This window comes from Rossellomorea sp. ABR4_004, from assembly GCF_056159585.1.
On the sequence record NZ_JBSWVM010000001.1, the window covers coordinates 892,016 to 914,337 of the forward strand.

Below are 22,322 nucleotides of genomic sequence, written 5' to 3' on the forward strand. Positions count from 1 at the left end.
TGTTGATTCTTATTTTTTCAGTTAATCTTTCCCTGCTGCATGAATGAAATGGGTTCGTCCGTGTAAAATCGCTACTTTTACCACAGCTAAAAAAGGGACTGCAACAATCATGCCGATCACACCACCTACTTCACCACCAATGATAAGGGCAGCCATAATAAAAAGTGGATGCATATGAAGGCTTTTTCCGACAATGAGGGGCGATAAGATATTGCCCTCCAGGAATTGGAGAACTACGACCATGATGACGACATATATCATCATATTGACGGAGATCGTACTTGCCACAATGGCAGCTGGAACCGCTCCGATAATCGGTCCGAAATAGGGTATGACATTGGTTACTCCAATGATCAAACCGAGGATCAAGGGATACTTCATACCAACCAACCAGAGTGTTAATGCGGAAAGTCCTCCAATGATCAAACAAACTAAAAGCTGTCCCCGGATATAGCCTCCCAACGATTCATCCACATCCTTTGAAAATGAAATCGCGCTATTCCTCCATTTTTTGGGGGTAAGCTGCCACAGAAATTTTTTCACTTTCGTCATATCCTTTAATAAATAAAAGGATACAAAGGGAATGATCGCAACAAGCAGCAAGCTGTTCATAAACTTCATCACAGTGGCCAGAACGACTGCGACAAGTCCAGTCAACCAGGCTTCGATCCCGTCAATTCTTTCCTCTAATTGAGATTGTATTCCGTCAGGCCAAGTGGAAGTCTCGCTTTGCACATAGTCCAGCCATCTCTGATATTGTTTTGTAAAAAGTGGCGCATTCTCAGATAAATCCTTCAGCTGATGTATGATGATTGGTGTTCCTTTATATACCGCGTATCCTAATCCTCCGAAGAAAAGGATGTAGATGAGCATGATGGCTATTCCTCTATGAATACCCGCCTCATGGATTTTCTCTACTATTGGATGAAGTAAATAGGCAATGAACCCCCCTATCAAGAAGGGTAGGAGCGAAAAGAACAAAACCTCCAGAACCGGATGCCATACAGGCTTTAATAAGTACAGAATATATAGGAATAAAGAAAGAATAAGAGCTATTGAAAGTCGGTACAACCATTTGGCATAGGGTCTCTTTTCCATCATCAACACTCCCTTCTCTTCTATATTGTTGGATGATGGAAGGGTGTTTTATTCATTTAGGTTAACATAAAAAAAGACTGACCCGAGAGTCAGCCTTTTTAGCTGTTAAAAAAGTTTCTTTACTTGTTTACGAATTCGTTTCATTTGTCTTTGGTTCATCATATTGGATCTTTGAGAATAGATAGAAGCAGCGATTCCTGCTCCAAAACCAACGATGGATGCAAATGTTTTGTTCAAGAAAGACACCTCTTCCTAGCTTAGTCGGCGTTCTTCCTCATCAAACAAGTCGTCTAAGGAGCTCAGTGATCCATCCTCTTCCACTTGATGAGTATGAATGACTCCCTTGGACAAGGAAAGCTCTATATAGCAACCCCAACAATAATATTGGTTGATGCCGATCTTTCCGATATCTTTGCTCTGACAATTTGGACACTTCATCGGTAAGGTTCACCTCTATTACACCAAACCTGGTGTGTATTCCCTACCATCATGACCAATCCGAGCTCGTTTTATACTTGTTCAATGAGAATATCCGCCCAAACGATGTTTAATCACCGTTCTTATATAGTGTGGGATATTTTCTTGATTTTATAAAGAGTAACCTTTTCCAAAGCACCCACCTAAATTTATTTATTAGGTTGCCTGCTCACTTACTTCCTTCACATAATCAACCTCAAACCCCAGATCTTCAAGCATTTGGTGATCGGCTGTCCCTTCCTGGCCGGCTGTCGTTAAGTAATCACCAACGAAAATCGAGTTGGCTGGATAAAGTCCCAGTGGCTGTAAGCTGCGAAGATTCACTTCCCGTCCCCCTGAAATACGGATCTCTTTTGTCGGGTTGATGAAGCGCATCAAACAAAGAACCTTCAAACAATATCTCGGATCGAGGTCGTTTGTTCCTTCAAGAGGTGTACCATCTATAGCATGTAAAAAGTTCACTGGAATGGAGTCGGCATCCAGCACCTTTAAACTGCGGGACATATCAACCACATCCTGCAATGTCTCTTTCATGCCTACAATGATTCCGGAACAGGGAGAAATCCCTTGTGCTTTCGCTTGTTCAACGGTATTCACCCTGTCTTCATAGGTATGGGAAGTGGTGATGTTTTCATGATGGTTCTCTGAAGTATTGATGTTATGGTTATAACGGTCCACCCCTGCTTCCTTTAACCGTTTCGCCTGATCGCCTTTTAATAAGCCTAAACATGCACATACTTTTAAGTTATACTGCTCTTTGATTTCCTTTACTGCCGAAACCACATGATCGACTTCACGATTGCTCGGTCCCCTTCCACTCGCCACAATACAATACGTTCCCACATTAAGCTGGTGAGCATTTTTGGCCCCTTTTAATATCGTCTCTTTATCCACCATGCGATATTTCTCGATCGGAGCATTCGAAACAATGGACTGCGAACAATAGCCGCAGTTTTCAGGGCATAAACCTGATTTCGTATTGATGATCATATTTAATTTCACTTTGTTCCCATAATAATGTTTTCGAATCAGGTAAGCGCTATGCAATAATTCCAGAAGCTCATCATCCCGACTTTGTAAAATCGATAAAGCCTCTTCATTTGTGATTTCTTCTCCCTCGATCACTCCAAGTGCCAGTTCCTTCCACGTTTTCATGTGAAATTCCTCCCCTTTTATGCCGCTCTTTTTATATTCTTGAATGTACTCTTTGATAAGACCGATTTCTCCAGGCGATGAGCCATTATTCCAGCACATACGGCTAATATGATATCCTTCGGTAAAGGAACCACCATCCAGGCCCATGCAAGTTTATATGTAAACCCTTCAGGGGCTGCAGCCCAAAGCTTGTATGCTGCATACATCCAGTTCGTACCGACCACATAATTAACAGTCATCCCGACTAGTGCCGCAAAAATGTAGACCTTGATCCCTTTATGTTTTTCTACGATTTTACCGGTAATGTATGCTGTGAAAATAAACGAAACGATAAATCCGAATGTCGGGCTCACAATAGAGGATAACCCTGCTCCAAATCGTGCAAATACCGGAACACCCACTAGTCCTACCAGTGCGTATACTGTCATGGAAATCGCCCCGACCCTGCTTCCAAGGATCGCTCCTGCTAAAATGGCGAAGAACGTTTGTAACGTAATGGGAACACCGCCCACTACCATAAAAGGTACGAATGTCGTGATGTTGGCACCTATCGCCATAAGTGCAACAAACATCCCTGCCAGTGTAAGATCGATTGTCCTTAACTTTCTATTCATCTGTCTTCCCCCATCTGTCTTTTTTCTACAAGATAAGGATATCGCTTTCCTTGAATATATGTCAACTTAATTTATTTTTACGTTAACAATTATTGTTATCAATAGGCTCATTTCGCAATGATTGTTTATATTTATAAACTGAAGATCTGCTTAGGCTCTGTCCATTAGTGTGTGCTGGATGGTGAGGGGAACCGCTTCGCTTTCCGCGGACGTTCGGCCGAGCCTCCTCAGCTTAGCCGAACGGGGTCTCGGCACGCCCGTACTTCCGCAGGAGTCTATGCAGTTCCCCTCACCATCTATAAGAAATTCGCCTGACAGAGATTAAAAGTGACAAAAACAAACTATAGAAAACAGAATTTCAGTACACTATTGAAGATCGACCACTACTCTTCACTAAAGGTTATTTACCGCGGAGCAAAAAAGATTATCTACAGAAAAGAGTGATTTTTGATTTTCGAACTATTTTTTGTCATTCAAGGAAAAGATATAGCTATTTATGCAGTTAACATTTGCTACCAAATATAGACCAAATGAATTGTCTGATCCATTTGAAAGTTAGTTCAATATGCTTTTCCTAATTATGAGTTAACACACATTTTTTTGTACTCTTTCGTAGAAAATTTGTTTATCTATACATACAAGCAGAAACAAGGTAGTAGCACAGAGTGGATTGCAGCGGAAGGCACTTGACTCCTGCGGGAGATAGAGGAAAGGTCGAGACCCCGCAGGGCAAAGCCCGAGGAGGCTTGACTTCCTCCCCGCGGAAAGCAAGTGCCTGGAGCGGAAAGGAACGGTCCTCGTTATGTTCCCACCTTCATCTAAAACACAAATTCACTTATTTGAAAGATGTGCAAAACCAGTGGGCGAGACAGTAAACCAATAGAAAAGGTCAACGAATGACTCATTTCTGCAGGAGAAATTTTCATTCGTTGACCTTATGCTTTCATGAAATCATAGGGGCTGATCCCTTCCATTCCAATCATTGGATCCTCATTCAGCAAGATTTCTTCAATGGATAAACCTTCTTCAGAAGAGATTGCCGTATTCTCTTCTCCAGCGGTTAAACCGTTCAGTTTTTCGCTTAGAGATGTTTTGCGGAGAAAATCATCTTCCCTCTCCACTCCAAGCTTAAAAGCATCAAGCTCTCCACAAAGAATGAGGAATTGCTTGCTCCTGGTAATGGCAGTGTAAAGAAGATTCCTTCTCAGCATTCGATAATAGCTTTTCACGACAGGTAAAATCACAATGGGAAACTCACTTCCTTGTGACTTATGAATCGAGCAGCAATACGCATGGGTAATTTGCATGAGATCCTGCCTCGTATAGGTGACCTCATTTCCTTCATATGAAACAATGATCATATCTTGCTTTTCGGTGTTTTCTTTCGCATAAAAGATCGAGACGATTTCACCGATGTCTCCGTTGAAAACATTGTTTTCAGGTTGATTCACCAGTTGAAGAACTTTATCCCCAATACGATATTTCACATCTCCGAAGGCGATCTCTTTGCGGGTACCGTCATTGCTATTGAAGATTTCTTGAAGGAGTTCATTCAATCGATCAATACCTGCAGGGCCTCGATACATAGGAGCAAGGACCTGTATATCTTTCGGGGAGTACCCTTTTTTCTTGGCGTTCTCAACGACTTTTTGAACGACTTCGGATATCTGATTGGTTCTGCATGGAAAGAAGGATCGATCCTTTTGCTGTTTGGTCAGATCTGCAGGAACCTGTCCCCTTTTCATATAGTGAGCAAGTTCAATAATGGAAGATCCCTCTTCCTGTCTATAAATATCCGTTAACCTGACTGTCGGTACCACTTCCGATTTCAAAAGGTCCTTTAGTACCTGCCCGGGACCTACAGACGGTAATTGATCCTCATCTCCGACAAATATCACTTGAATATCCTCAGGCAGGGCCTTCAATAATTGATGGGCAAGCCATGTGTCGACCATGGACACTTCATCCACAATTAACAGCTTCCCTTCAATCGCACGTTCTTCATCACTCTGAAATCCTTCTTGACCGTTCCAGCCTAAAAGACGGTGAATCGTCATGGCAGGTAGCCCCGTGGATTCTGTCATTCGCTTCGCCGCTCGACCAGTCGGGGCTGTCAGTAAGACAGGGAAGGGTTCATCTTTGTAATCCTTTGGATCCAAGGAGCAGCCATGGAGATCAGCAAACAGCTCGACAATCCCCTGAATGACGGTCGTCTTACCTGTTCCGGGTCCTCCGGTCAACAGGAGCATGGGGGACATCAATGCTGTTTCGATGGCTTGTTTTTGGGAAGGTGCGTATTGCACTCCCAGACGGTCCTCAAGTGCTCCAAGTGACAGTAGAAATTCGGATTGAGGAAATTGATCTTCATATTGGGTTTGAGACAAAATCTTTTCAATGTTTGTCACGATCCCTTTTTCAGAGAAGTAAAGAGAAGGAACGTACACTTTTGTGCCTTCTCCAATGACTTTCCCCTCTTCCTCCAAGGAAACCAGTTGACTGGATATTTCAGTGTAATCGACCTTTTCGGGCTGACTTTTCTCAAGGAGCTCCTTCACCGTTACAATGAGTTCTTCTGCCTCGAGATAGACATGGCCCTGCTTTACACATGTTTGTTCAAGGGTGTACAAACAGCCTGCTTTGATCCGGTCGGGATGACTGCCTGTCAAACCAATCTTTGAACCAATCTCATCGGCCCGTGTAAAGCCGATTCCTTCAATATCTTCCACGAGCTTATAGGGGTTATTTTGAATGATCTCAAGAGCCTGCTCTTTATAGGCTTGATAGACCTTCATGGAGATTTGGGGCCCAAACCCCAGATCATTCAACATGATCATGACCCGCTCCAAGCCTTGATGCTCGGAAAGCGTATCATAAATACTTTTCGCCTTTTCCTTTGGAAGCTTTGGAATTTCATCAAGGAGGCTTGGATTTTCGAGTATTTTCGTGATGGCATTTTCCCCGATATGCTCCACAATTTTCTCAGCTGTTTTCTTCCCGATCCCTTTAAATAAATCACTTGATAAGTAATGGACGACACCTTGTGTGGTTTGTGGGATTTCTTTTTTGAAATGCTTTGCAAGAAACTGCATGCCAAACTTTGGATGATCTTGAAACCTCCCGTAAAACACGTAGGTCTCATCTTCATGTATCTTGGGAAAATTCCCGGTTACGACCGCTTCTTTGTCTTCATAAGAATCATTCGTTTCGTCCACCCGGATCCGAACGACGGTATAGAGATTTTCCTCATTATGAAAAATCGTGACAAGGTGCCTTCCTTTTATATAGATTTCTTCCTCACCAAACAGCTTTAAAGAATCTTGCTGGCTCAAATCAGTGAACCTCCTAACTATTCACTTTGTTCATTTTTAAGCTTTTCGATCATCTTGATGCCATAACCCGCCAGCATATGATCTGGTTGAACTTCGATTGCTTTATTAAAATACATCAGTGCCGTATTTGCATCATCCTTATGACCAGCATAGGCAACCCCTAAGTTGTAGTAAGCATCGGCATGTGTTGGATCTGCTTCCACTACTTGAGATAATTGCGCAATCGCTTCTTCGTATGCTTCAACCTTCGCTAAGCATAGACCTAACTGGAAGCGTGCCTCTATGTCCTCTTCATTCAGTTCGACACTTCGTTGTAAGTAAGGAAGTGCGAGTCTCGGCTGCTCTAATTGGAACAAACTGACTCCAAGCATGAAGTAAACGTCGGCATTTTCCATACCTTTTGAAACAGCTTTTTCAAACTGATCCTTTGCTTCATCAAAGTTATTTTCATTAAAGTACAGGTTCCCCAGGGAATAGTATGCTGCCCCTGCATTGTCGTCGATCGAGATCGCCCGTTCGAAAAACTTCTTTGCCTTTTCATTGTCTCCAACTGACATTAACACGTTCCCGAAATTAATATATCCGACAGGATCCTTAGGGTTTTCTTCGATGGCTTCTGTAAAAAGCTTCACTGCCTCTTCTACTTTTCCTTCTTGTAATAACTCAATTCCTTTTAAGTTCTTATCCAATTCAAACACCTCTATATTGTTATGATTTATGTATGCAAGTTGAGTAAGGTTCTTTCCCGCGTATCGCTTCTAGTATAACATAAGGTACTCTCAATATTGATATCCATCAATGATAAAAAAAGGACTGAGAGAAGAGAGGTTGTACATCTCTTCTTCTCAGTCCTTTTTGTGGATTATCTTAACCTACATACGTAAGTTTTTTCTCATCTTTATAAATGGTATCGATCGTTCCTCCACCCAGACACTCATCACCGTTGTAGAAAACAACGGCTTGTCCTGGTGTAACAGCACGTATAGGCTCGTCAAAGATGACCTTCACCTTACCATCTTCTAAAGGAATGACCGTTACGTTGTTATCATCCTGACGGTAACGGAATTTTGCCGTACAGGCGAATTCAGCTGGTTTCTCTCCATTTGAAGTCCAGTGGACATCCGTTGCGAGAATGGAATCTGAATAGAGGGCAGGATGCTCAAAGCTTTGACCTACATAGAGCACGTTCCTTTCCAGGTCCTTACCGATGGCGAACCAGGGTTCACCTGCTCCACCTATACCCAGTCCATGACGTTGGCCAATCGTATAGTACATCAATCCATCGTGTTTTCCCATCACTTTACCATCTAATGTTTCCATCGTTCCCGGTTGGGCAGGTAAGTAATTGCTTAAGAAATCTTTGAAGTTGCGTTCACCGATGAAGCAAATCCCCGTACTGTCTTTCTTGGCAGCAGTCGCAAGGCCCGCTTCCTTAGCAATTTCCCTAACCTTTTTCTTGTCGATGCCTCCTAGTGGGAACATCACTTTTTCAAGTTGCTCCTGGCCTAACTGATTGAGGAAGTACGTTTGATCCTTATTGTTGTCGACACCGCGGAGCATCTTGTATTCTCCATCACGGTATTCAACCTGTGCATAGTGGCCGGTTGCCAGATAATCTGCACCAAGCTTCAGTGCATGATCAAGGAATGCTTTGAACTTAATTTCTTTATTACACATCACATCCGGGTTTGGTGTTCTTCCTGCTTTATATTCGTCAAGGAAATACGTAAACACTTTATCCCAGTATTGTTTTTCAAAATTCACAGCGTAGTAAGGAATACCAATTTGGTTACATACCCGAATCACATCGTTGTAATCTTCTGTTGCGGTACAAACTCCATTTTCATCGGTATCATCCCAGTTTTTCATGAAAATCCCGATGACTTCATAGCCTTGTTGCTTTAATAATAATGCGGCCACAGAAGAATCTACTCCACCAGACATCCCAACGACCACTCTTGTATCCTTTGGTTCTTTTTTCACTAACGCCACCTCCTTATTCGTCATTTGTCCGTTGCGGACAACAATCTTATGATGTTAATCGCTTCACGATTTTTGCGACTTCATGGGCAGTCCAGACAATCTGCTCATCCGTGTTCCCCTGACCAAAGCTGAAACGGATGGAGTTCCTTGAATTCCCTGACTGTTTGCCAAACATCGCGACCAATACATGTGAAGGCTCTATAGATCCAGCCGTACAAGCAGAACCGCTTGATACAGCGATACCTGACATATCTAAATTCACCAGCATGGACTCTACATCCGTGCCGGGAAAGCTTAAGTTTAGCACATGGGGCAATCCATGCTCAAGAGATCCGTTCTCCTCAAAATCAATGCCTTCTCCGGCTAAGGTCCCTTTCAGTAAAGCCTTGAAACGAGGGTATTGAGAATTCTTCTCTTCAATGGTTTTTCGAGCAATTTCTACAGCCTTTCCAAGACCCACAATGGCCGGGACGTTTTCTGTACCTGCTCGGCGCTTTCTTTCCTGTTCTCCACCATGTAATCCAGGCTGAAGTTCCACATTTTTGTGTGAATAAAGAAAGCCTATTCCTTTAGGACCATTTATTTTATGACCCGAAACCGAAAGCATATCGATCCCAAGCTCCTTCACGTCAATGTGTGTCAAGCCAAACGCTTGTACAGCATCTGTGTGAAAATAAGCCTGATGATTTCGAAGGAGCTGTCCAATTTCTTTAATCGGCTGAATCGTTCCTACCTCATTATTCCCAAACATAATTGTAACAAGTATCGTATCATCTCGAAGTTCCCTTTGCAGTTCCTCCACTGATATCCTGCCAGTACGGTCAACCGGTAGATAGGTCACATCAAATCCTTGAGATTCGAGAAATTCACACGCATGTAAAACCGCATGATGCTCGGTTTGTGTCGTAATGATGTGATTTCCTTTTCCTTTATTCGCCCGGGCTGAACCGATAATGGCTAAATTATCCGCTTCAGTTCCTCCGCTTGTAAAAATGATGCCATTGTAATCTGCATGAATGCTTTGAGCGATAATGGTACGTGCACGGTCGACAAGATGACGTGATGCACGGCCAAATGAATGAATGCTCGATGGATTACCAAAGGACTCCTTCATCACTGAAGTCATTTCTTCAATTACTTCATGATGCATGGGAGACGTTGCAGCATGATCCAGGTACACTCTTTCCATTTTTCGTTACCTCCTAGATATAGAACATGTATGCATCTGATTCACCGTCATCTGAATGACTGGCTAAATCTTCGATCGTTGTATTGTCGAGTACTTCTTTAACGGCATCCCGGATCCGGATCCATAGCTCACGTTTTGCCGGTTCTTCATCTTCAATTCCTTCTACAGGACTAATTGGCCCTTCAAGGATCCGAATAATATCTCCCGCTGTGATTTCAGATGGATCATGTCCCAACACATACCCCCCGTAAGCCCCCCGGATACTTCTAACAAGACCGCCATTACGCAGTGGGGCGACCAGTTGTTCAAGATAATGTTCCGACAGCTCATGCTGCTGTGCGATTGTTTTCAGTGAAGTCGGCCCTTCACCATGGCGTTTTGCTAATTCAATCATAATCGTTAAACCGTATCGGCCTTTAGTTGATATCTTCATGTCCAGCACCTCTACTATATTTAATAACCTCTCGTTTATCGGGACGTATTTTTCTACTATATTGACTTTTGTTATTATAGCATATCCGTCCTCTCACTGTGAAAGGGGCGGCTTCATACACTTCCCCCCTTTTTCCAGCCACAATATTTCCTTAAGAGAACCTCCTATGATAAAGTGAATTTAACTAGAACGTCAGTTTGGAGAGATGTTTCATGTCGATTAAACCACTTGCCTTTAAGATGAGACCGAAGACTATTGATGAGATCATCGGGCAGCAGCATTTAGTTGGAGAAGGAAAAATCATAGACAGGATGGTAAAAGCGAAGCAGCTGTCATCCATGATCTTATACGGTCCACCGGGTATCGGAAAGACATCCATCGCGAGCGCCATTGCCGGAAGTACGAAATACCGATTTAAAACACTGAATGCCGTAACCAATAATAAAAAAGATATTCAAATTGTAGCAGAAGAAGCCAAAATGTCCGGGAAAGTGATCCTTCTTTTGGATGAGGTCCATCGCTTGGATAAAGGGAAGCAGGATTTTCTCCTTCCTTATTTGGAGAACGGTATGATCACATTGATAGGTGCAACGACGAGCAACCCCTACCATGCCATTAATCCAGCGATCAGAAGCAGATGCCAAATTTTCGAGTTAAAGCCGCTGACGATCGATGAAATGAAAATCGCCTTGCAGCGGGCCATTGGAGATGAAGAGCGTGGTTTAGGTGGATATTCACTTGATGTAACCTGCGAAGCGATTGACCACTTTGCAAGCAGCAGCTTCGGAGATGTGAGGAGTTCGCTGAATGCATTGGAACTGGCGGTCATGTCCACTTCACCGGATGAGGACGGTGTGATTCATATTGATGTCAGCATCGCGGAAGAGTGTCTGCAAAAGAAAAGTTTTTCACACGATAAAGATGGAGACGCTCATTACGATGTCGTAAGCGCGTTTCAGAAATCGATCCGCGGGAGTGACGTGAATGCCGCTCTTCATTATTTAGGCAGACTCGTTGAAGCCGGGGACCTTCCGAGCATCGCCCGCAGACTATTGGTGATTGCCTATGAGGATATCGGACTTGCCAACCCCCAAGCGGGACCAAGAACACTGGCAGCAGTAGAAACAGCTGAGAAAATCGGGTTTCCAGAAGCGAGAATTCCTTTAGCCAACGCGATCATAGAGCTTTGTCTCTCACCTAAATCGAACTCGGCGATCACGGCCATCGACCTTGCACTCAGTGATATCCGTAAGGGAAAAAGCGGTGAGGTTCCGGATCACTTGAAAGACGCCCATTATCAAGGGGCAAAAGAACTTGGTAGAGGGATCGAATACAAGTATCCACACAACTATGAATCAGGGTGGGTACCCCAAACCTATTTACCAGATAAACTTAAGAACGCCCAATACTACACTCCTAAATCGACAGGCAAGTTTGAACAGGCGATTGCTCAGGTGTATGAGAAAATTAATAAGCAGATGAACTAACAAAAGCGGAGGCGGCTCGTTCAGAGGCGACAAGCATAAGGCGAACCTGCCGGAAAGGCGCGTTCTTTGCCTTTTTGGCAGGTTTGACTTATGACCTCGAGCCTCTAGCCGCCGGAGCTGGATGACACAAAAGCTGAGGTGGCTCGCCCAGAGGCGACAAGCATAAGGCGAACCTGCCGGAAAGTGATTCTCACTTTCCGGCAGGTTTATTTTAGGGATAAGCTCTTTTTTTAACGTGTCAATGCCATATCTCTCCACCCCATCATACATTAGTAAAAAGGCCTGGAGGTGTATTGATTGATTATCATTGAAAATGGTTTGTCCAGCAAAGGGCTGAAGAATCTATCACCTGTAGAAGAAAGCATCGTTAAAGCGCTGGATAGCAGCCCTACGGAGTATCGCTACCGTGACTTGGGCGAGCTCAGATTTGAGTTGAAGTTGCGGGAACGATTCATTGTCAATGCAAGGAGCATGGGTGAGGGCGACGCTAAATTTGCTGCCTTTGAACACTCCTATTTTAACTCTACTTTTTGGATCAAGACTCCATACGGATATAGACTTCGCGACTCGAAGCGTCCATCAGAGGCCATTGAAGATATATTCACAAATAGCTCAGCCTATAGCTTCGAATGCGTCACCAGCATTGTCCTCATATACTATAAATCGATTCTTGATACGATCAGGACTTCTTATTTTAATCAGTTGTTCTCTCCCCTATTAGTCTGGGGACATAATTATGACGATGATATGAGTATGGTCACCTATGAAGGCGTGGACTATATTCCAGGGGATGTATACTATTTCTCTAACCCTGACTATGACGATCCGATATGGATGGGGGAAAATGCTGTGTTTTTAGAAGAGGATCAGTATTTTGGGCACGGTGTGGGAATCATGACTCATGATGAAATGATAGAAGCTTTAAATACTCTTCGAAAAAAAGATGCCACTGAATCAGCCTTTCTCCTTCAACAAGTCACACGTTTGAAGTTCTCAGATTTATACCGGTATGCATAAAAGTGACGCACTCTGATGAGTCCGTCACTTTTTATTGCTTTTTAGTTGTCCAGCTCTGGCGGCTAGACCCTCGAGGTCATAAGTCAAACTTCCCCAAAAGGCAAAGGACGCCTTTCCGGGAACTTCGCCTTATGCTTGTCGGTTCTGACCAAGCCGCCTCCGCTTTTCTTTGTCCAGCTACGGCGGCTAGACCCTCGAGGTCATAAGTCAAACTTCCCAAAAAGGCAAAGGGCACCTTTCCGGGATGTTCGCCTTATGCTTGTCGGGTCTGACCAAGCCGCCTCCGCTTTTCTTTGTCCAGCTACGGCGGCTAGACCCTCGAGGTCATAAGTCAAACTTCCCAAAAAGGCAAAGGGCACCTTTCCGGGATGTTCGCCTTATGCTTGTCGGGTCTGACCAAGCCGCCTCCGCTTTTCTTTGTCCAGCTACGGCGGCTAGACCCTCGAGGTCATAAGTCAAACTTCCCAAAAAGGCAAAGGGCACCTTTCCGGGATGTTCGCCTTATGCTTGTCGGGTCTGACCAAGCCGCCTCCGCTTTTCTTTGTCCAGCTACGGCGGCTAGACCCTCGAGGTCATAAGTCAAACTTCCCAAAAAGGCAAAGGGCACCTTTCCGGGATGTTCGCCTTATGCTTGTCGGGTCTGACCAAGCCGCCTCCGCTTTTCTATGCCGCCACATCTCTCTTATTAAAGACGATGAATGCAAGAAGCTGGAAGATGATGAAGTAGATGATGAGCATGGTGATGGAGAAGCCCATGGTCATTCCGTCCACTAGCGGTGGAGTGAAACCTGTGTATTGAGTCAGATCTGTGTTTGCGAACAAACTGAATTTCGCCCAGTCGAATCGAAGGGCCAGCAGGCTCGTTGCATTGGCTCCCACAAATAATAGAAACAAGGATATCCCGATAGCCAGTGAGCTGCTTCTGAACACAGTTGAAATCATGAAGGCCATTGTAGCCATCATCACGACATCAATGGTTTTCAATAAGTACGTTTTGATCAAGTACCCGATAATGTTCTGTTCGACTACCTTTCCATCCACATACGCCAGGTGGGTGGACTGATCTGTTCCGCCAAATAATAGAAGCCCGATCAGGAATGATACGACGAATAATACCATTAGCATGCTCATTCCGTATAAGATGACGGTGAAGTACTTGGATAGAAGGATCTTTGTCCTTGAGATGGGACGAATGAGCAAAAGCTTGATCGTACCCCAGCTGAATTCACTTGCGACAATCCCCGCTGCCACAATGATGGCAAATAGACCTACAACAAGTACGGAAAAGGCATTCGTTTCAACAAACGTCCAAACCGTTTCTTTCACTTTCGGCTGAATGTCATTTTCAATGCGATATTCATTTAACGCAATTCTTCGTTCCGTGTCTTTCTCGATGAATTTGTTCATATTTGGATTTTCCGACAACATTTGTTTATCTGCTTCCACTTGTGCTGAGAGTTCCTGCTTCCAGTTTTCCGATTCCTTTGCTTTCCCGTCATCATACTTCGTAAAAGCTGCCGTCACTCCAATAATGAGAATAAGCAATCCGAGCATGACATATGTTCCGACCCTTTTGAATATTTTTGTCCATTCATTTCTAATGAGACTAAGCATGCACGACCTCTCCTTTTTCATTCGTGATTTCCAAGAATCTATCTTCCAGTGTCTTGGCAATTGGCATGACACTATAGATTTGAACATCTGCTTCCACAAATGCCCGTATGACATTCGGTACTTGATCCTTCGTTAAAGCGACCTGTACTTCCGAACCCTTCGTTTCATATTTGATTTTCGGATCGAACTTCTTGAGTACAGCTTTGATTTTATCTACATCATTCACCTCAAAATGGTAAACCTGTTCGGAACCTTCGACGAAATCACGTACCTGCTGTACATCCACAAGCTTTCCGGATTGGATGATCCCGATTCGATCGCACATCATTTCCATTTCGGATAATAAGTGACTAGATACGATGACCGCCATACCCTCTTCCTGGGCAAGCTTTCTGATATACGCACGAATTTCGCGGATACCGGCAGGATCCAAGCCATTTGTAGGCTCATCGAGTATGAGGAGCTTTGGTTTATGGAGCAGGCATTGCGCCAGACCCAAGCGCTGTCTCATTCCAAGCGAATAGGTTTTCACTTTATCGTTGATGCGGTCGGTTAAACCGACCAGTTCGATGACTTCCTTCATTCTTTCTTCGGTGATTCCATTTTGCATGCGGGCAAAATGTTTTAAGTTTTGATATCCCGACATGAACTTATAAAGCTCCGGGTTTTCAACGATGGCACCAACATCCTTAATGGCACCTTCGAAATCTTTTTTGATGCTTTTCCCAGAAATCAGGACGTCTCCTTTTGAAATATTCATTAATCCTACTATCATTCGGATCGTCGTCGTTTTTCCTGCTCCATTCGGTCCAAGAAAACCGAATACTTCCCCTTCATACACATCAAAGGATAAATTATCGATAATAGTCTTGCCTTTAATGACTTTTGAGACACCCTGTAATTGCACAACCGTCTTCATCATTTCATCTTCCCTTCTTTTTTCGTTGATGTTTGCTTCAACCACTGCAGGACAGACAATCCTTCTATTTCTCTAAGCTCTTCTACCTGACAGTGCCCTTTCATTTCACCATCAATGATGATATACGCCTCATCCAGAATCCCTTCAATTTCATCGATTTCATGGGTTGCAATGATCACTGTCTGATTCCCGAAATCGATATAGGATAAGAGACCTTTCACGATGGAGTCCCTTACCATGGGATCCAATCCTGAAAATGGTTCATCCAGGAGCAGGACCTCGGTATTTCTGGACAGGGCAAGAACAAGCTTCAGCCTGCCGCGATTCCCTTTTGATAAATGCTTGATTTTTTTCACACTGTCCAGTTCCATGAATTCCACCAGCTCATGTGCCCGCTGTATATCAAAGTCCGAAAACTGAGAAGAGTAAAACCGGATCATCCCATCAACAGTAAATGCTTCATAAAACATATCCAACTCTGTTAAATACGCCACTTCATCGGCTCGTTTCCGGGTAATCGGCTTACCGTTCATGGTCACTGAACCAACACTTGGAAGAACCAATCCCGCTATCATCTTTAAAGTGGTCGATTTCCCGCTGCCATTTGGGCCTAGAAGACCATAAATCTTCCCCTTTTCGAAGTGAAACGACGTATTCTTCAAGGCCAATTCATTTCCGTATTTCTTGGTCACAGCTTCAAATTTCACAACCAACCCTATTCCCCCCCTCTTTCGGCAAGATATCTCTCGACGCTTTTTATCATTTGTTCTTTTGATAACCCCAGTTCTTTCATGTTTTTAATGAACAACTCGATTACTTCCTCTTGGAGCTTTTCGTTCAAAACCGAAAGAACCTCTTCCTTTTCCGTGACAAATGTTCCCTGCCCTCTCCTCGTCTCCACAATGTCCATCCTCTCTAATTCGCTATACGTACGCTGAATGGTATTTGGATTCACTCCGGATTGAACGGCCATTTCCCGTACAGAAGGCAGTTTGTCACCCGGAGATAATTCTTTTCTTACAATCTCACGTATGATACGATCAGCTATTTGCAGGTATATCGGCTTGGAGGCTGTATATTCTTCTGTCATGTATTACACCTCAACCTTACGATCTAATAGCCAGCAGGAAATGATAAATACGATTATCATGACCATTCCTTCGAATACAAACGGCAACAAGGGCAGCTGGATCATTTCAGGGTCAAAACCGGCATTCGCCTCATTAGAACCAACCGAGAGAAAGACACCCGAACTCACTTCAACTGTAAAAGCATTGAAGAGTATGTTTTCCACCCATTTAATGCTCATAAGAAATGCAACAACACTTTGATACACAATGATAAAACCAGCTACAAACATCCATCGTATATTCTTGATGGATGGAAACTTTGAAAGTGAGTGGTAGAAGGTCCACAAGAATATCGTCCATCCGGAAAAATATAGACCAACTACTGTTACTCCCAAATTAAATAGGATTCCTTCTTTGATTGGCCAATAGGAAAAAAGAGAATCCTCAGGAAAGGCAGCCAAGGTGATAACACCTAAAAGATCCACTAATAGAAGTGAAGCCGTAGAATAGATAATGGCAATAATCAGTTTCGGTAATAAAAGAATGAATCCACTATAAGGACTATGGAGCCAAAGCTGCGTCTTTCCTTCCAATCGAAGCATGGACAAGACAATGCCCGGTAGAAACGCAAAGTGAAACACACCGATCATGATAATGAATATTTGAACGATTATAGGTTCGTTGACAAAGTTTCCGATCACCATTCCTATGATGTAAATCAGAAAAACAATGCCAATCCAGCCATAGAACCAAACCTTGGAGGTTTTGAAGTCTTTCCAAAGAAGACCTTTGAATGCGTTCATACTTGCACTCCTTCATAACGTGTTTTAGTGTTCTAGTTAGATAGTACACTATGACACATTATACCGTCAATACCTTATTCACCTAATTAATGGAATTATTTTTTTGCTGGTGTGTGTAAAGATAAGAAGAGAGGAGGATGGGAAATGGAAAGAAAAAAAGACTTTGGACTGAGGAAGAAGAAGATCAACTAATATTGGAAGTCTCTTATTATTCATTGATTCTTCGCTACATAAAAAGGACTGAATCCGAAAATGGATCCAGTCCTTACAATTACATGACCATCATTTGTCTTTTACTCTTTTGATTTCAATATGCTTCAACAGCTGGTTCATCACATGACTTGCTGCAATAAGACCTGCAACCGATGGGACAAATGCGTTTGAAGAAGGGGGTAGTTGGGCTTTACGAATCTTTGCATCATCTTTCCCTACTTCTTTTCTGATATCTTCACGGATGACGATGGGACTCTCATCAGAGAAAACAACCGTTACACCTTTTTTAATGCCCTCTTTCTTCAGGCGGGTACGGATCACCTTTGCGATCGGATCCGTATGCGTCTTGCTGATATCGGCAATTTTGAAGCGTGTCGGATCGGTTTTATTCGCCGCTCCCATGCTCGCAATCAATGGTATATCGCGCTTTAAACATTCTTTCATTAAGTGTATTTTATACGAAATCGTATCAGAAGCATCTATGACGTAATCCAATCCTTGATTGAAGAATTCTTCGTAGGTTTCTTCCGTATAGAACATCTTTAAGGCGATGACTTCACAGTCCGGATTAATATCCATGATGCGGTCTCTCATCAGATCGACTTTCGGCTGACCTACTGTAGAAAGCAATGCATGAACTTGACGGTTCACATTTGTAATATCCACATCATCTTTATCCACTAATACAAGACGGCCTACACCTGACCTGGCTAAAGCTTCAGCTGCAAAGGATCCCACTCCCCCGATTCCGAGTACTGCCACCGTACTATTCTTAAGGGTTTGAAGACCTTCCTTACCGATCGCTAGTTCATTTCTTGAAAACTGGTGTAGCAAAATAATCAACTCCATTATAAGTATTCAACTAGGTTTATACTGAATTAGAATAAAGGATAGAGAAACGAAAATCAATATGAAATGTTGCCCTCCTCTATCGTTTACCCTATTAAGAGAAGGTTTAGACTCAAAAAAAAAGCCAGGCTGCTTTCAGCCTGACTCTTCATTCTATAGGATCTTCAATTAAAATCGTATTGGGACGAGTCCCAATCGTGCCGCCGCCATCATTTCCTTCGTTTTGAACCCGCTCTCGGCAGGTGGGTGCTTTATTCCACTATTTGTTAGTCCTCGGCATGAGGCATGAACGCCTAGCAGAAACGTCAAGCTCCCAAAGTTTGAAGTGTTCGGTCAAAACTGTTAGGTAAAAACGTCGCACACATCAGGACTCGTTTGTGATTGTTTAAATAATATCATATCACCTTGAGGATTTCAACGAATGACCCCCGGAACTTATTTACATTATTCTACATCCAGCGACAAGGATAACTCTTTTAACTGAGCTTCACTCACTTCACCAGGAGCATCCGTCAATACACAGCTTGCACTCGCCGTTTTAGGGAAGGCGATCGTATCGCGAAGATTTGTGCGCCCTGCAAGAAGCATAACTAAACGGTCTAGACCAAGTGCAATCCCACCATGTGGAGGTGTTCCATATTCAAAGGCTTCTAATAGGAACCCAAACTGCTTTTCTGCTTCTTCTTTTGAGAAACCAAGTACTTTAAACATCTTTTCTTGAATATCACGCTCATAAATTCGAAGGGATCCCCCTCCAAGTTCGTACCCATTCAATACAAGGTCATATGCTTCGGCACGGACAGAAGAAGGGTCCGTATCGAAACGTTCCAGGTCTTCTCTCACCGGCATTGTGAATGGATGGTGGGCAGCATAATAACGATTCTCGCCTTCATCAAATTCAAACAACGGCCAGTCGGTCACCCACAAGAAATTGAATTTTGTTTCATCGATCAGTTTCAACTCTTTCCCTAATTTCAGGCGAAGAGCACCAAGGGCATCTGCCACTACTGATTTTTTATCAGCCACGAAAAGCAATAAGTCTCCCGGTTCTGCATTTGCTGAAGCAGAGATTTGGGAAGCATCTTCTTCTGTTACAAACTTGGAAATAGGTCCTTTTAAGCCTTCTTCTTCTACCTTTAACCAGGCAAGTCCTTTTGCACCGTAACGGGAAACAAACTCAGTTAACCCATCGATGTCTTTACGGGAATACTGGGAAGCCCCGCCTTTTACGTTGATCAGTTTCACCTGACCACCGCTTGCTACTGCGCCTGCGAATACTTTAAATCCGGACTCCTTCACGATTTCCGATACATCGATCAGTTCCATTCCAAAACGCGTATCCGGTTTGTCAGAGCCGTATCGACTCATGGCATCATCATACGTCATTCTTTGGAATGGTAATTGAACATTGTGATCCTTCACATCGTTCATCAGCTTCTTCATCATATCCTCTACAAGGGTAATGATTTGTTCTGTATCCATAAAGCTCATTTCCATATCAATCTGAGTGAATTCCGGTTGACGATCTGCTCGAAGATCTTCGTCACGGAAACAGCGGGCAATTTGATAATAACGGTCGAAGCCGGAAACCATCAACAATTGTTTGAAGATTTGCGGTGATTGTGGCAGCGCGTAAAATTCACCTTGATGAACACGGCTTGGCACTAAGTAATCACGGGCACCTTCAGGCGTACTCTTTGTTAAAATCGGTGTTTCCACATCCAGGAATCCGTTTTCGTTTAAGAAGGTACGGAACGATGTCGTCACATTATGACGCATTCTTAACGTTTCCATCATCGCTGGGCGGCGAAGGTCTACGTAACGATATTTCAAGCGGACATCTTCCGACACTTCCATTTGATCATCAACCATGAAAGGAGGGGTCTTCGCTTCATTTATGATTTGAACCTCTTCTACATGAATTTCAACTTTCCCCGTTCTCAGGTTAGGATTGACGGTTCCTTCTCCTCTTGCCACGACAGTACCTGTCACACTAAGTACATACTCATTACGAATTTTCTCCGCAAGGGCGAGGGCTTCTTCTGATAAATCCGGATTAAAGACGACTTGTACGATTCCTTCTCTGTCACGAAGGTCGATGAAGATTAATCCACCCAGATCCCTTCTCTTTTGTACCCAGCCTTTAATCGTTATTTTTTCACCGATGTATGATTCTGTAATATCTCCACAATATGCTGTTCTTTTCGTCATCATGTTCTCCTCCTTGTCAAAATCAACGGGTTCTATTTACCAAGTTTGCTTTTCACATTCTCTACAAAAGAATCAAGACTTACTTTTTCCTGCTCACCAGTGGACATATCTTTCAGGTTGATTTTATTTTCCTGTAATTCATTGTCGCCAATGACGGCTACATATTTCGCTTCATAACGGTCCGCCGCTTTAAATTGACCTTTCACCTTACGATCCAAGTAATCCTTCTCTGAAGAAATTCCAACCTGCCTTAAATTGTGAAGAAGCTTAACTGAATAGTCCTTCGCTTCTTCTCCCATTGAAACGATAAAACAATCGACGCCTTGTTCAATTGGAAGTTCAACGTTTTCAGCTTCTAGTGCGGAAAGGAGTCTTTCAATACTAAAGGCAAAACCGATTCCTGGAGTTTCCGGACCACCGATCATTTCCACCAATCCATTGTAACGTCCTCCACCACAAAGGGTCGTGATGGCTCCAAAACCTTCTGCGTCACTCATGATTTCAAAAGCTGTGTGATTATAATAATCAAGGCCTCGAACAAGAGTCGGATCGACTACGAAATCAACATCCATCCCTGTTAGGTACGTTTGGACTTTTTCAAAATAGGCTTTCGATTCGTCGTTTAAGTACTCGAGAATCGAGGGTGCTGTAGACATTAATTCATGGTCACGGTCTTTTTTACAATCCAGAATGCGTAATGGATTCTTCTCTAAACGATTCTGACAGTCTCCACAGAATTCATCGATTCTTGGTTTAAAGTGATTGATGAGCGCCTCTCTGTGAGCATTTCGACTACCCGAATCGCCAAGGCTATTAATGACTAGCTTTAATTGAGTAAGTCCCAGTTTCTTATAAATCCCCATCGCTAATGAAATCACTTCTGCATCAATCGCAGGGTCTTCACTTCCCAATGCCTCAACCCCGAACTGTACAAATTGGCGATAGCGGCCGGCTTGAGGTCTTTCGTACCTGAACATAGGGCCTGAGTAAAAGAGCTTCGTTGGTTGATTTGGATGCCCGAACATCTTATTTCCTACAAAGGAGCGAACCACAGAAGCGGTTCCTTCAGGTCGAAGCGCCAAGCTTCTGCCTCCGCGATCTTCAAACATATACATTTCTTTTTGAACGATATCCGTCGTATCTCCTACGCCTCTGGTAAACAACTCGCTCGCCTCAAAGATAGGGGTGCGGATTTCATTATACTGATAGACGTGGCAAAGATTCTTCGCCACTTCCTCTACATACTGCCACTTTTCTACTTCACCTGGTAGAATGTCCTGTGTACCTCTTGGAATCTGAATGGACAAGTTGATTTCCTCCTTTTATCAAGCACATTGATATTTATGTAAATAAAAAAAGCCCTCAATCCCTTGTATATCATACAAGGGACGAGAGCTGTTATTCCCGTGGTGCCACCCTAATTGAAGTCTATATAGACCTCCACTTAGCCAGTTAACGCCTGGTACGTTCATCTCCTACTAAAGAAACTTTTTCAGAGAGAAACCTCCTGAGTGTTCATTCACTAAGTCACATTGTAGAAATGCTCTCAGCCAAGGCATTTCCTCTCTTTACACGTGGGTGTCAGCTACTATGCTCGATCAACGGTTTTTGTAAATGTTATTTTATTTCTATAATGATACGGATGCCGTCAGTTCATGTCAAGAGGTTAAAGAAAATTTCGTTACGATCTTTCCATTTTCTTTTTCAGTAGCTTAACTTCTTTCAACGATAACCCGAACTCGGAAGCAAGTTCCACATTTAATGCATCTTTCTCACGTTCTAGAAACTGATGAAAATCCACACCGAACAGCTGGTTATCACCATTTGCATTCATAAACCCTTTTTCACTTGACCTCATTTC

At 43.3% G+C, this 22,322-nt stretch carries 21 protein-coding genes, 1 other RNA gene and 1 other annotated feature; of the genes, 2 read left to right on the forward strand and 20 right to left on the reverse strand.

All coding sequences use genetic code 11. The features are described from left to right. Positions 1–21 precede the first annotated feature (21 nt). The 10 genes from ACXAF2_RS04925 to cymR form a co-directional block, all read right to left on the reverse strand. On the reverse strand, positions 22–1,098 hold the full coding sequence (locus ACXAF2_RS04925; protein ID WP_475137609.1) for an AI-2E family transporter: 1,077 nt from the start codon (positions 1,096–1,098) through the stop codon (positions 22–24). Positions 1,099–1,203: 105 nt separating this feature from the next. After that, a complete protein-coding gene (locus tag ACXAF2_RS04930) occupies positions 1,204–1,335 on the reverse strand; it encodes a YrzQ family protein (RefSeq protein WP_082051298.1) in 132 nt (43 codons plus the stop codon). 15 nt (positions 1,336–1,350) lie between these two features. Continuing rightward, a complete protein-coding gene (locus ACXAF2_RS04935) occupies positions 1,351–1,536 on the reverse strand; it encodes a hypothetical protein (protein ID WP_034757353.1) in 186 nt (61 codons plus the stop codon). A 195-nt stretch (positions 1,537–1,731) separates the two neighbouring features. Beyond that, complete coding sequence (gene bioB / locus ACXAF2_RS04940) at positions 1,732–2,730, reverse strand: biotin synthase BioB (protein ID WP_475137610.1); 999 nt, start codon at positions 2,728–2,730, stop codon at positions 1,732–1,734. 17 nt (positions 2,731–2,747) lie between these two features. Next, complete coding sequence (locus ACXAF2_RS04945) at positions 2,748–3,344, reverse strand: biotin transporter BioY (protein ID WP_148995798.1); 597 nt, start codon at positions 3,342–3,344, stop codon at positions 2,748–2,750. A 935-nt stretch (positions 3,345–4,279) separates the two neighbouring features. After that, positions 4,280–6,673 carry an SF1B family DNA helicase RecD2 gene (recD2, locus tag ACXAF2_RS04950; protein WP_475137611.1) on the reverse strand — a complete coding sequence of 798 codons (2,394 nt, stop codon included), beginning with the start codon at positions 6,671–6,673 and terminating at the stop codon, positions 4,280–4,282. 17 nt (positions 6,674–6,690) lie between these two features. After that, positions 6,691–7,362: a tetratricopeptide repeat protein gene (locus ACXAF2_RS04955; RefSeq protein ID WP_475137613.1), complete on the reverse strand. Its 672-nt coding sequence runs from the start codon at positions 7,360–7,362 to the stop codon at positions 6,691–6,693. Positions 7,363–7,540: 178 nt separating this feature from the next. Next, positions 7,541–8,656: a tRNA 2-thiouridine(34) synthase MnmA gene (gene mnmA, locus ACXAF2_RS04960; RefSeq protein ID WP_299738639.1), complete on the reverse strand. Its 1,116-nt coding sequence runs from the start codon at positions 8,654–8,656 to the stop codon at positions 7,541–7,543. Between the two features lie 46 nt (positions 8,657–8,702). Beyond that, positions 8,703–9,845: a cysteine desulfurase family protein gene (locus ACXAF2_RS04965; protein ID WP_475137614.1), complete on the reverse strand. Its 1,143-nt coding sequence runs from the start codon at positions 9,843–9,845 to the stop codon at positions 8,703–8,705. Between the two features lie 13 nt (positions 9,846–9,858). Further along, positions 9,859–10,278 (reverse strand): cysteine metabolism transcriptional regulator CymR, encoded by a 420-nt coding sequence (gene cymR, locus ACXAF2_RS04970; RefSeq protein ID WP_475137615.1) that lies wholly within the window; start codon positions 10,276–10,278, stop codon positions 9,859–9,861. A 212-nt stretch (positions 10,279–10,490) separates the two neighbouring features. Between cymR and ACXAF2_RS04975 the strand changes: the two genes are divergently transcribed. Beyond that, positions 10,491–11,765 carry a replication-associated recombination protein A gene (locus tag ACXAF2_RS04975; protein WP_475137616.1) on the forward strand — a complete coding sequence of 425 codons (1,275 nt, stop codon included), beginning with the start codon at positions 10,491–10,493 and terminating at the stop codon, positions 11,763–11,765. 297 nt (positions 11,766–12,062) lie between these two features. After that, a complete protein-coding gene (locus ACXAF2_RS04980; protein WP_475137617.1) occupies positions 12,063–12,782 on the forward strand; it encodes a protein-glutamine gamma-glutamyltransferase in 720 nt (239 codons plus the stop codon). Positions 12,783–13,445: 663 nt separating this feature from the next. Here the strand turns inward: ACXAF2_RS04980 and ACXAF2_RS04985 are convergent. The 10 genes from ACXAF2_RS04985 to ACXAF2_RS05030 form a co-directional block, all read right to left on the reverse strand. Then, positions 13,446–14,396 (reverse strand): ABC transporter permease, encoded by a 951-nt coding sequence (locus ACXAF2_RS04985; RefSeq protein WP_475137618.1) that lies wholly within the window; start codon positions 14,394–14,396, stop codon positions 13,446–13,448. Beyond that, positions 14,389–15,315, reverse strand: coding sequence for an ABC transporter ATP-binding protein (locus tag ACXAF2_RS04990; protein ID WP_475139113.1), 927 nt, complete (start codon positions 15,313–15,315; stop codon positions 14,389–14,391). Before ACXAF2_RS04990 ends, ACXAF2_RS04985 begins: the two co-directional genes overlap by 8 nt. Continuing rightward, entirely contained in the window at positions 15,315–16,028 is a 714-nt protein-coding gene (locus ACXAF2_RS04995; RefSeq protein ID WP_475137619.1) for an ABC transporter ATP-binding protein, read from the reverse strand. Before ACXAF2_RS04995 ends, ACXAF2_RS04990 begins: the two co-directional genes overlap by 1 nt. A 2-nt stretch (positions 16,029–16,030) precedes the next feature. Then, positions 16,031–16,405, reverse strand: a complete 375-nt coding sequence (locus ACXAF2_RS05000) for a GntR family transcriptional regulator (RefSeq protein ID WP_148969779.1) — start codon at positions 16,403–16,405, stop codon at positions 16,031–16,033. Positions 16,406–16,408: 3 nt separating this feature from the next. Then, positions 16,409–17,188, reverse strand: a complete 780-nt coding sequence (locus ACXAF2_RS05005; protein WP_475137620.1) for a hypothetical protein — start codon at positions 17,186–17,188, stop codon at positions 16,409–16,411. 282 nt (positions 17,189–17,470) lie between these two features. Beyond that, on the reverse strand, positions 17,471–18,235 hold the full coding sequence (locus tag ACXAF2_RS05010; protein WP_148995806.1) for a tRNA threonylcarbamoyladenosine dehydratase: 765 nt from the start codon (positions 18,233–18,235) through the stop codon (positions 17,471–17,473). Positions 18,236–18,434: 199 nt separating this feature from the next. After that, a non-coding RNA gene (gene ssrS / locus ACXAF2_RS05015) (6S RNA) lies at positions 18,435–18,624 on the reverse strand. Positions 18,625–18,694: 70 nt separating this feature from the next. Further along, on the reverse strand, positions 18,695–20,464 hold the full coding sequence (gene aspS / locus ACXAF2_RS05020) for an aspartate--tRNA ligase (protein ID WP_475137621.1): 1,770 nt from the start codon (positions 20,462–20,464) through the stop codon (positions 18,695–18,697). Between the two features lie 29 nt (positions 20,465–20,493). Beyond that, positions 20,494–21,768 carry a histidine--tRNA ligase gene (gene hisS, locus ACXAF2_RS05025; RefSeq protein WP_475137622.1) on the reverse strand — a complete coding sequence of 425 codons (1,275 nt, stop codon included), beginning with the start codon at positions 21,766–21,768 and terminating at the stop codon, positions 20,494–20,496. A 74-nt stretch (positions 21,769–21,842) separates the two neighbouring features. After that, positions 21,843–22,072, reverse strand: a binding site (T-box leader). A gap of 70 nt (positions 22,073–22,142) precedes the next feature. After that, positions 22,143–22,319: an RNA polymerase subunit sigma-70 gene (locus ACXAF2_RS05030; protein WP_113971304.1), complete on the reverse strand. Its 177-nt coding sequence runs from the start codon at positions 22,317–22,319 to the stop codon at positions 22,143–22,145. Positions 22,320–22,322 lie beyond the last annotated feature (3 nt).

Coding starts and splice junctions, on each gene's coding strand:
- ACXAF2_RS04975 (WP_475137616.1), top strand. CDS start 10,491: ATGTCGATTAAACCACTTGCCTTTAAGATGAGACCGAAGACTATTGAT.
- ACXAF2_RS05030 (WP_113971304.1), bottom strand. CDS start 22,319: ATGAGGTCAAGTGAAAAAGGGTTTATGAATGCAAATGGTGATAACCAG.
- aspS (WP_475137621.1), bottom strand. CDS start 20,464: ATGATGACGAAAAGAACAGCATATTGTGGAGATATTACAGAATCATAC.
- ACXAF2_RS04935 (WP_034757353.1), bottom strand. CDS start 1,536: ATGAAGTGTCCAAATTGTCAGAGCAAAGATATCGGAAAGATCGGCATC.
- ACXAF2_RS04945 (WP_148995798.1), bottom strand. CDS start 3,344: ATGAATAGAAAGTTAAGGACAATCGATCTTACACTGGCAGGGATGTTT.
- ACXAF2_RS04925 (WP_475137609.1), bottom strand. CDS start 1,098: ATGGAAAAGAGACCCTATGCCAAATGGTTGTACCGACTTTCAATAGCT.
- bioB (WP_475137610.1), bottom strand. CDS start 2,730: ATGAAAACGTGGAAGGAACTGGCACTTGGAGTGATCGAGGGAGAAGAA.
- ACXAF2_RS05005 (WP_475137620.1), bottom strand. CDS start 17,188: ATGAACGCATTCAAAGGTCTTCTTTGGAAAGACTTCAAAACCTCCAAG.
- cymR (WP_475137615.1), bottom strand. CDS start 10,278: ATGAAGATATCAACTAAAGGCCGATACGGTTTAACGATTATGATTGAA.
- ACXAF2_RS04990 (WP_475139113.1), bottom strand. CDS start 15,315: ATGAAGACGGTTGTGCAATTACAGGGTGTCTCAAAAGTCATTAAAGGC.
- ACXAF2_RS04965 (WP_475137614.1), bottom strand. CDS start 9,845: ATGGAAAGAGTGTACCTGGATCATGCTGCAACGTCTCCCATGCATCAT.
- ACXAF2_RS05000 (WP_148969779.1), bottom strand. CDS start 16,405: ATGACAGAAGAATATACAGCCTCCAAGCCGATATACCTGCAAATAGCT.
- ACXAF2_RS04985 (WP_475137618.1), bottom strand. CDS start 14,396: ATGCTTAGTCTCATTAGAAATGAATGGACAAAAATATTCAAAAGGGTC.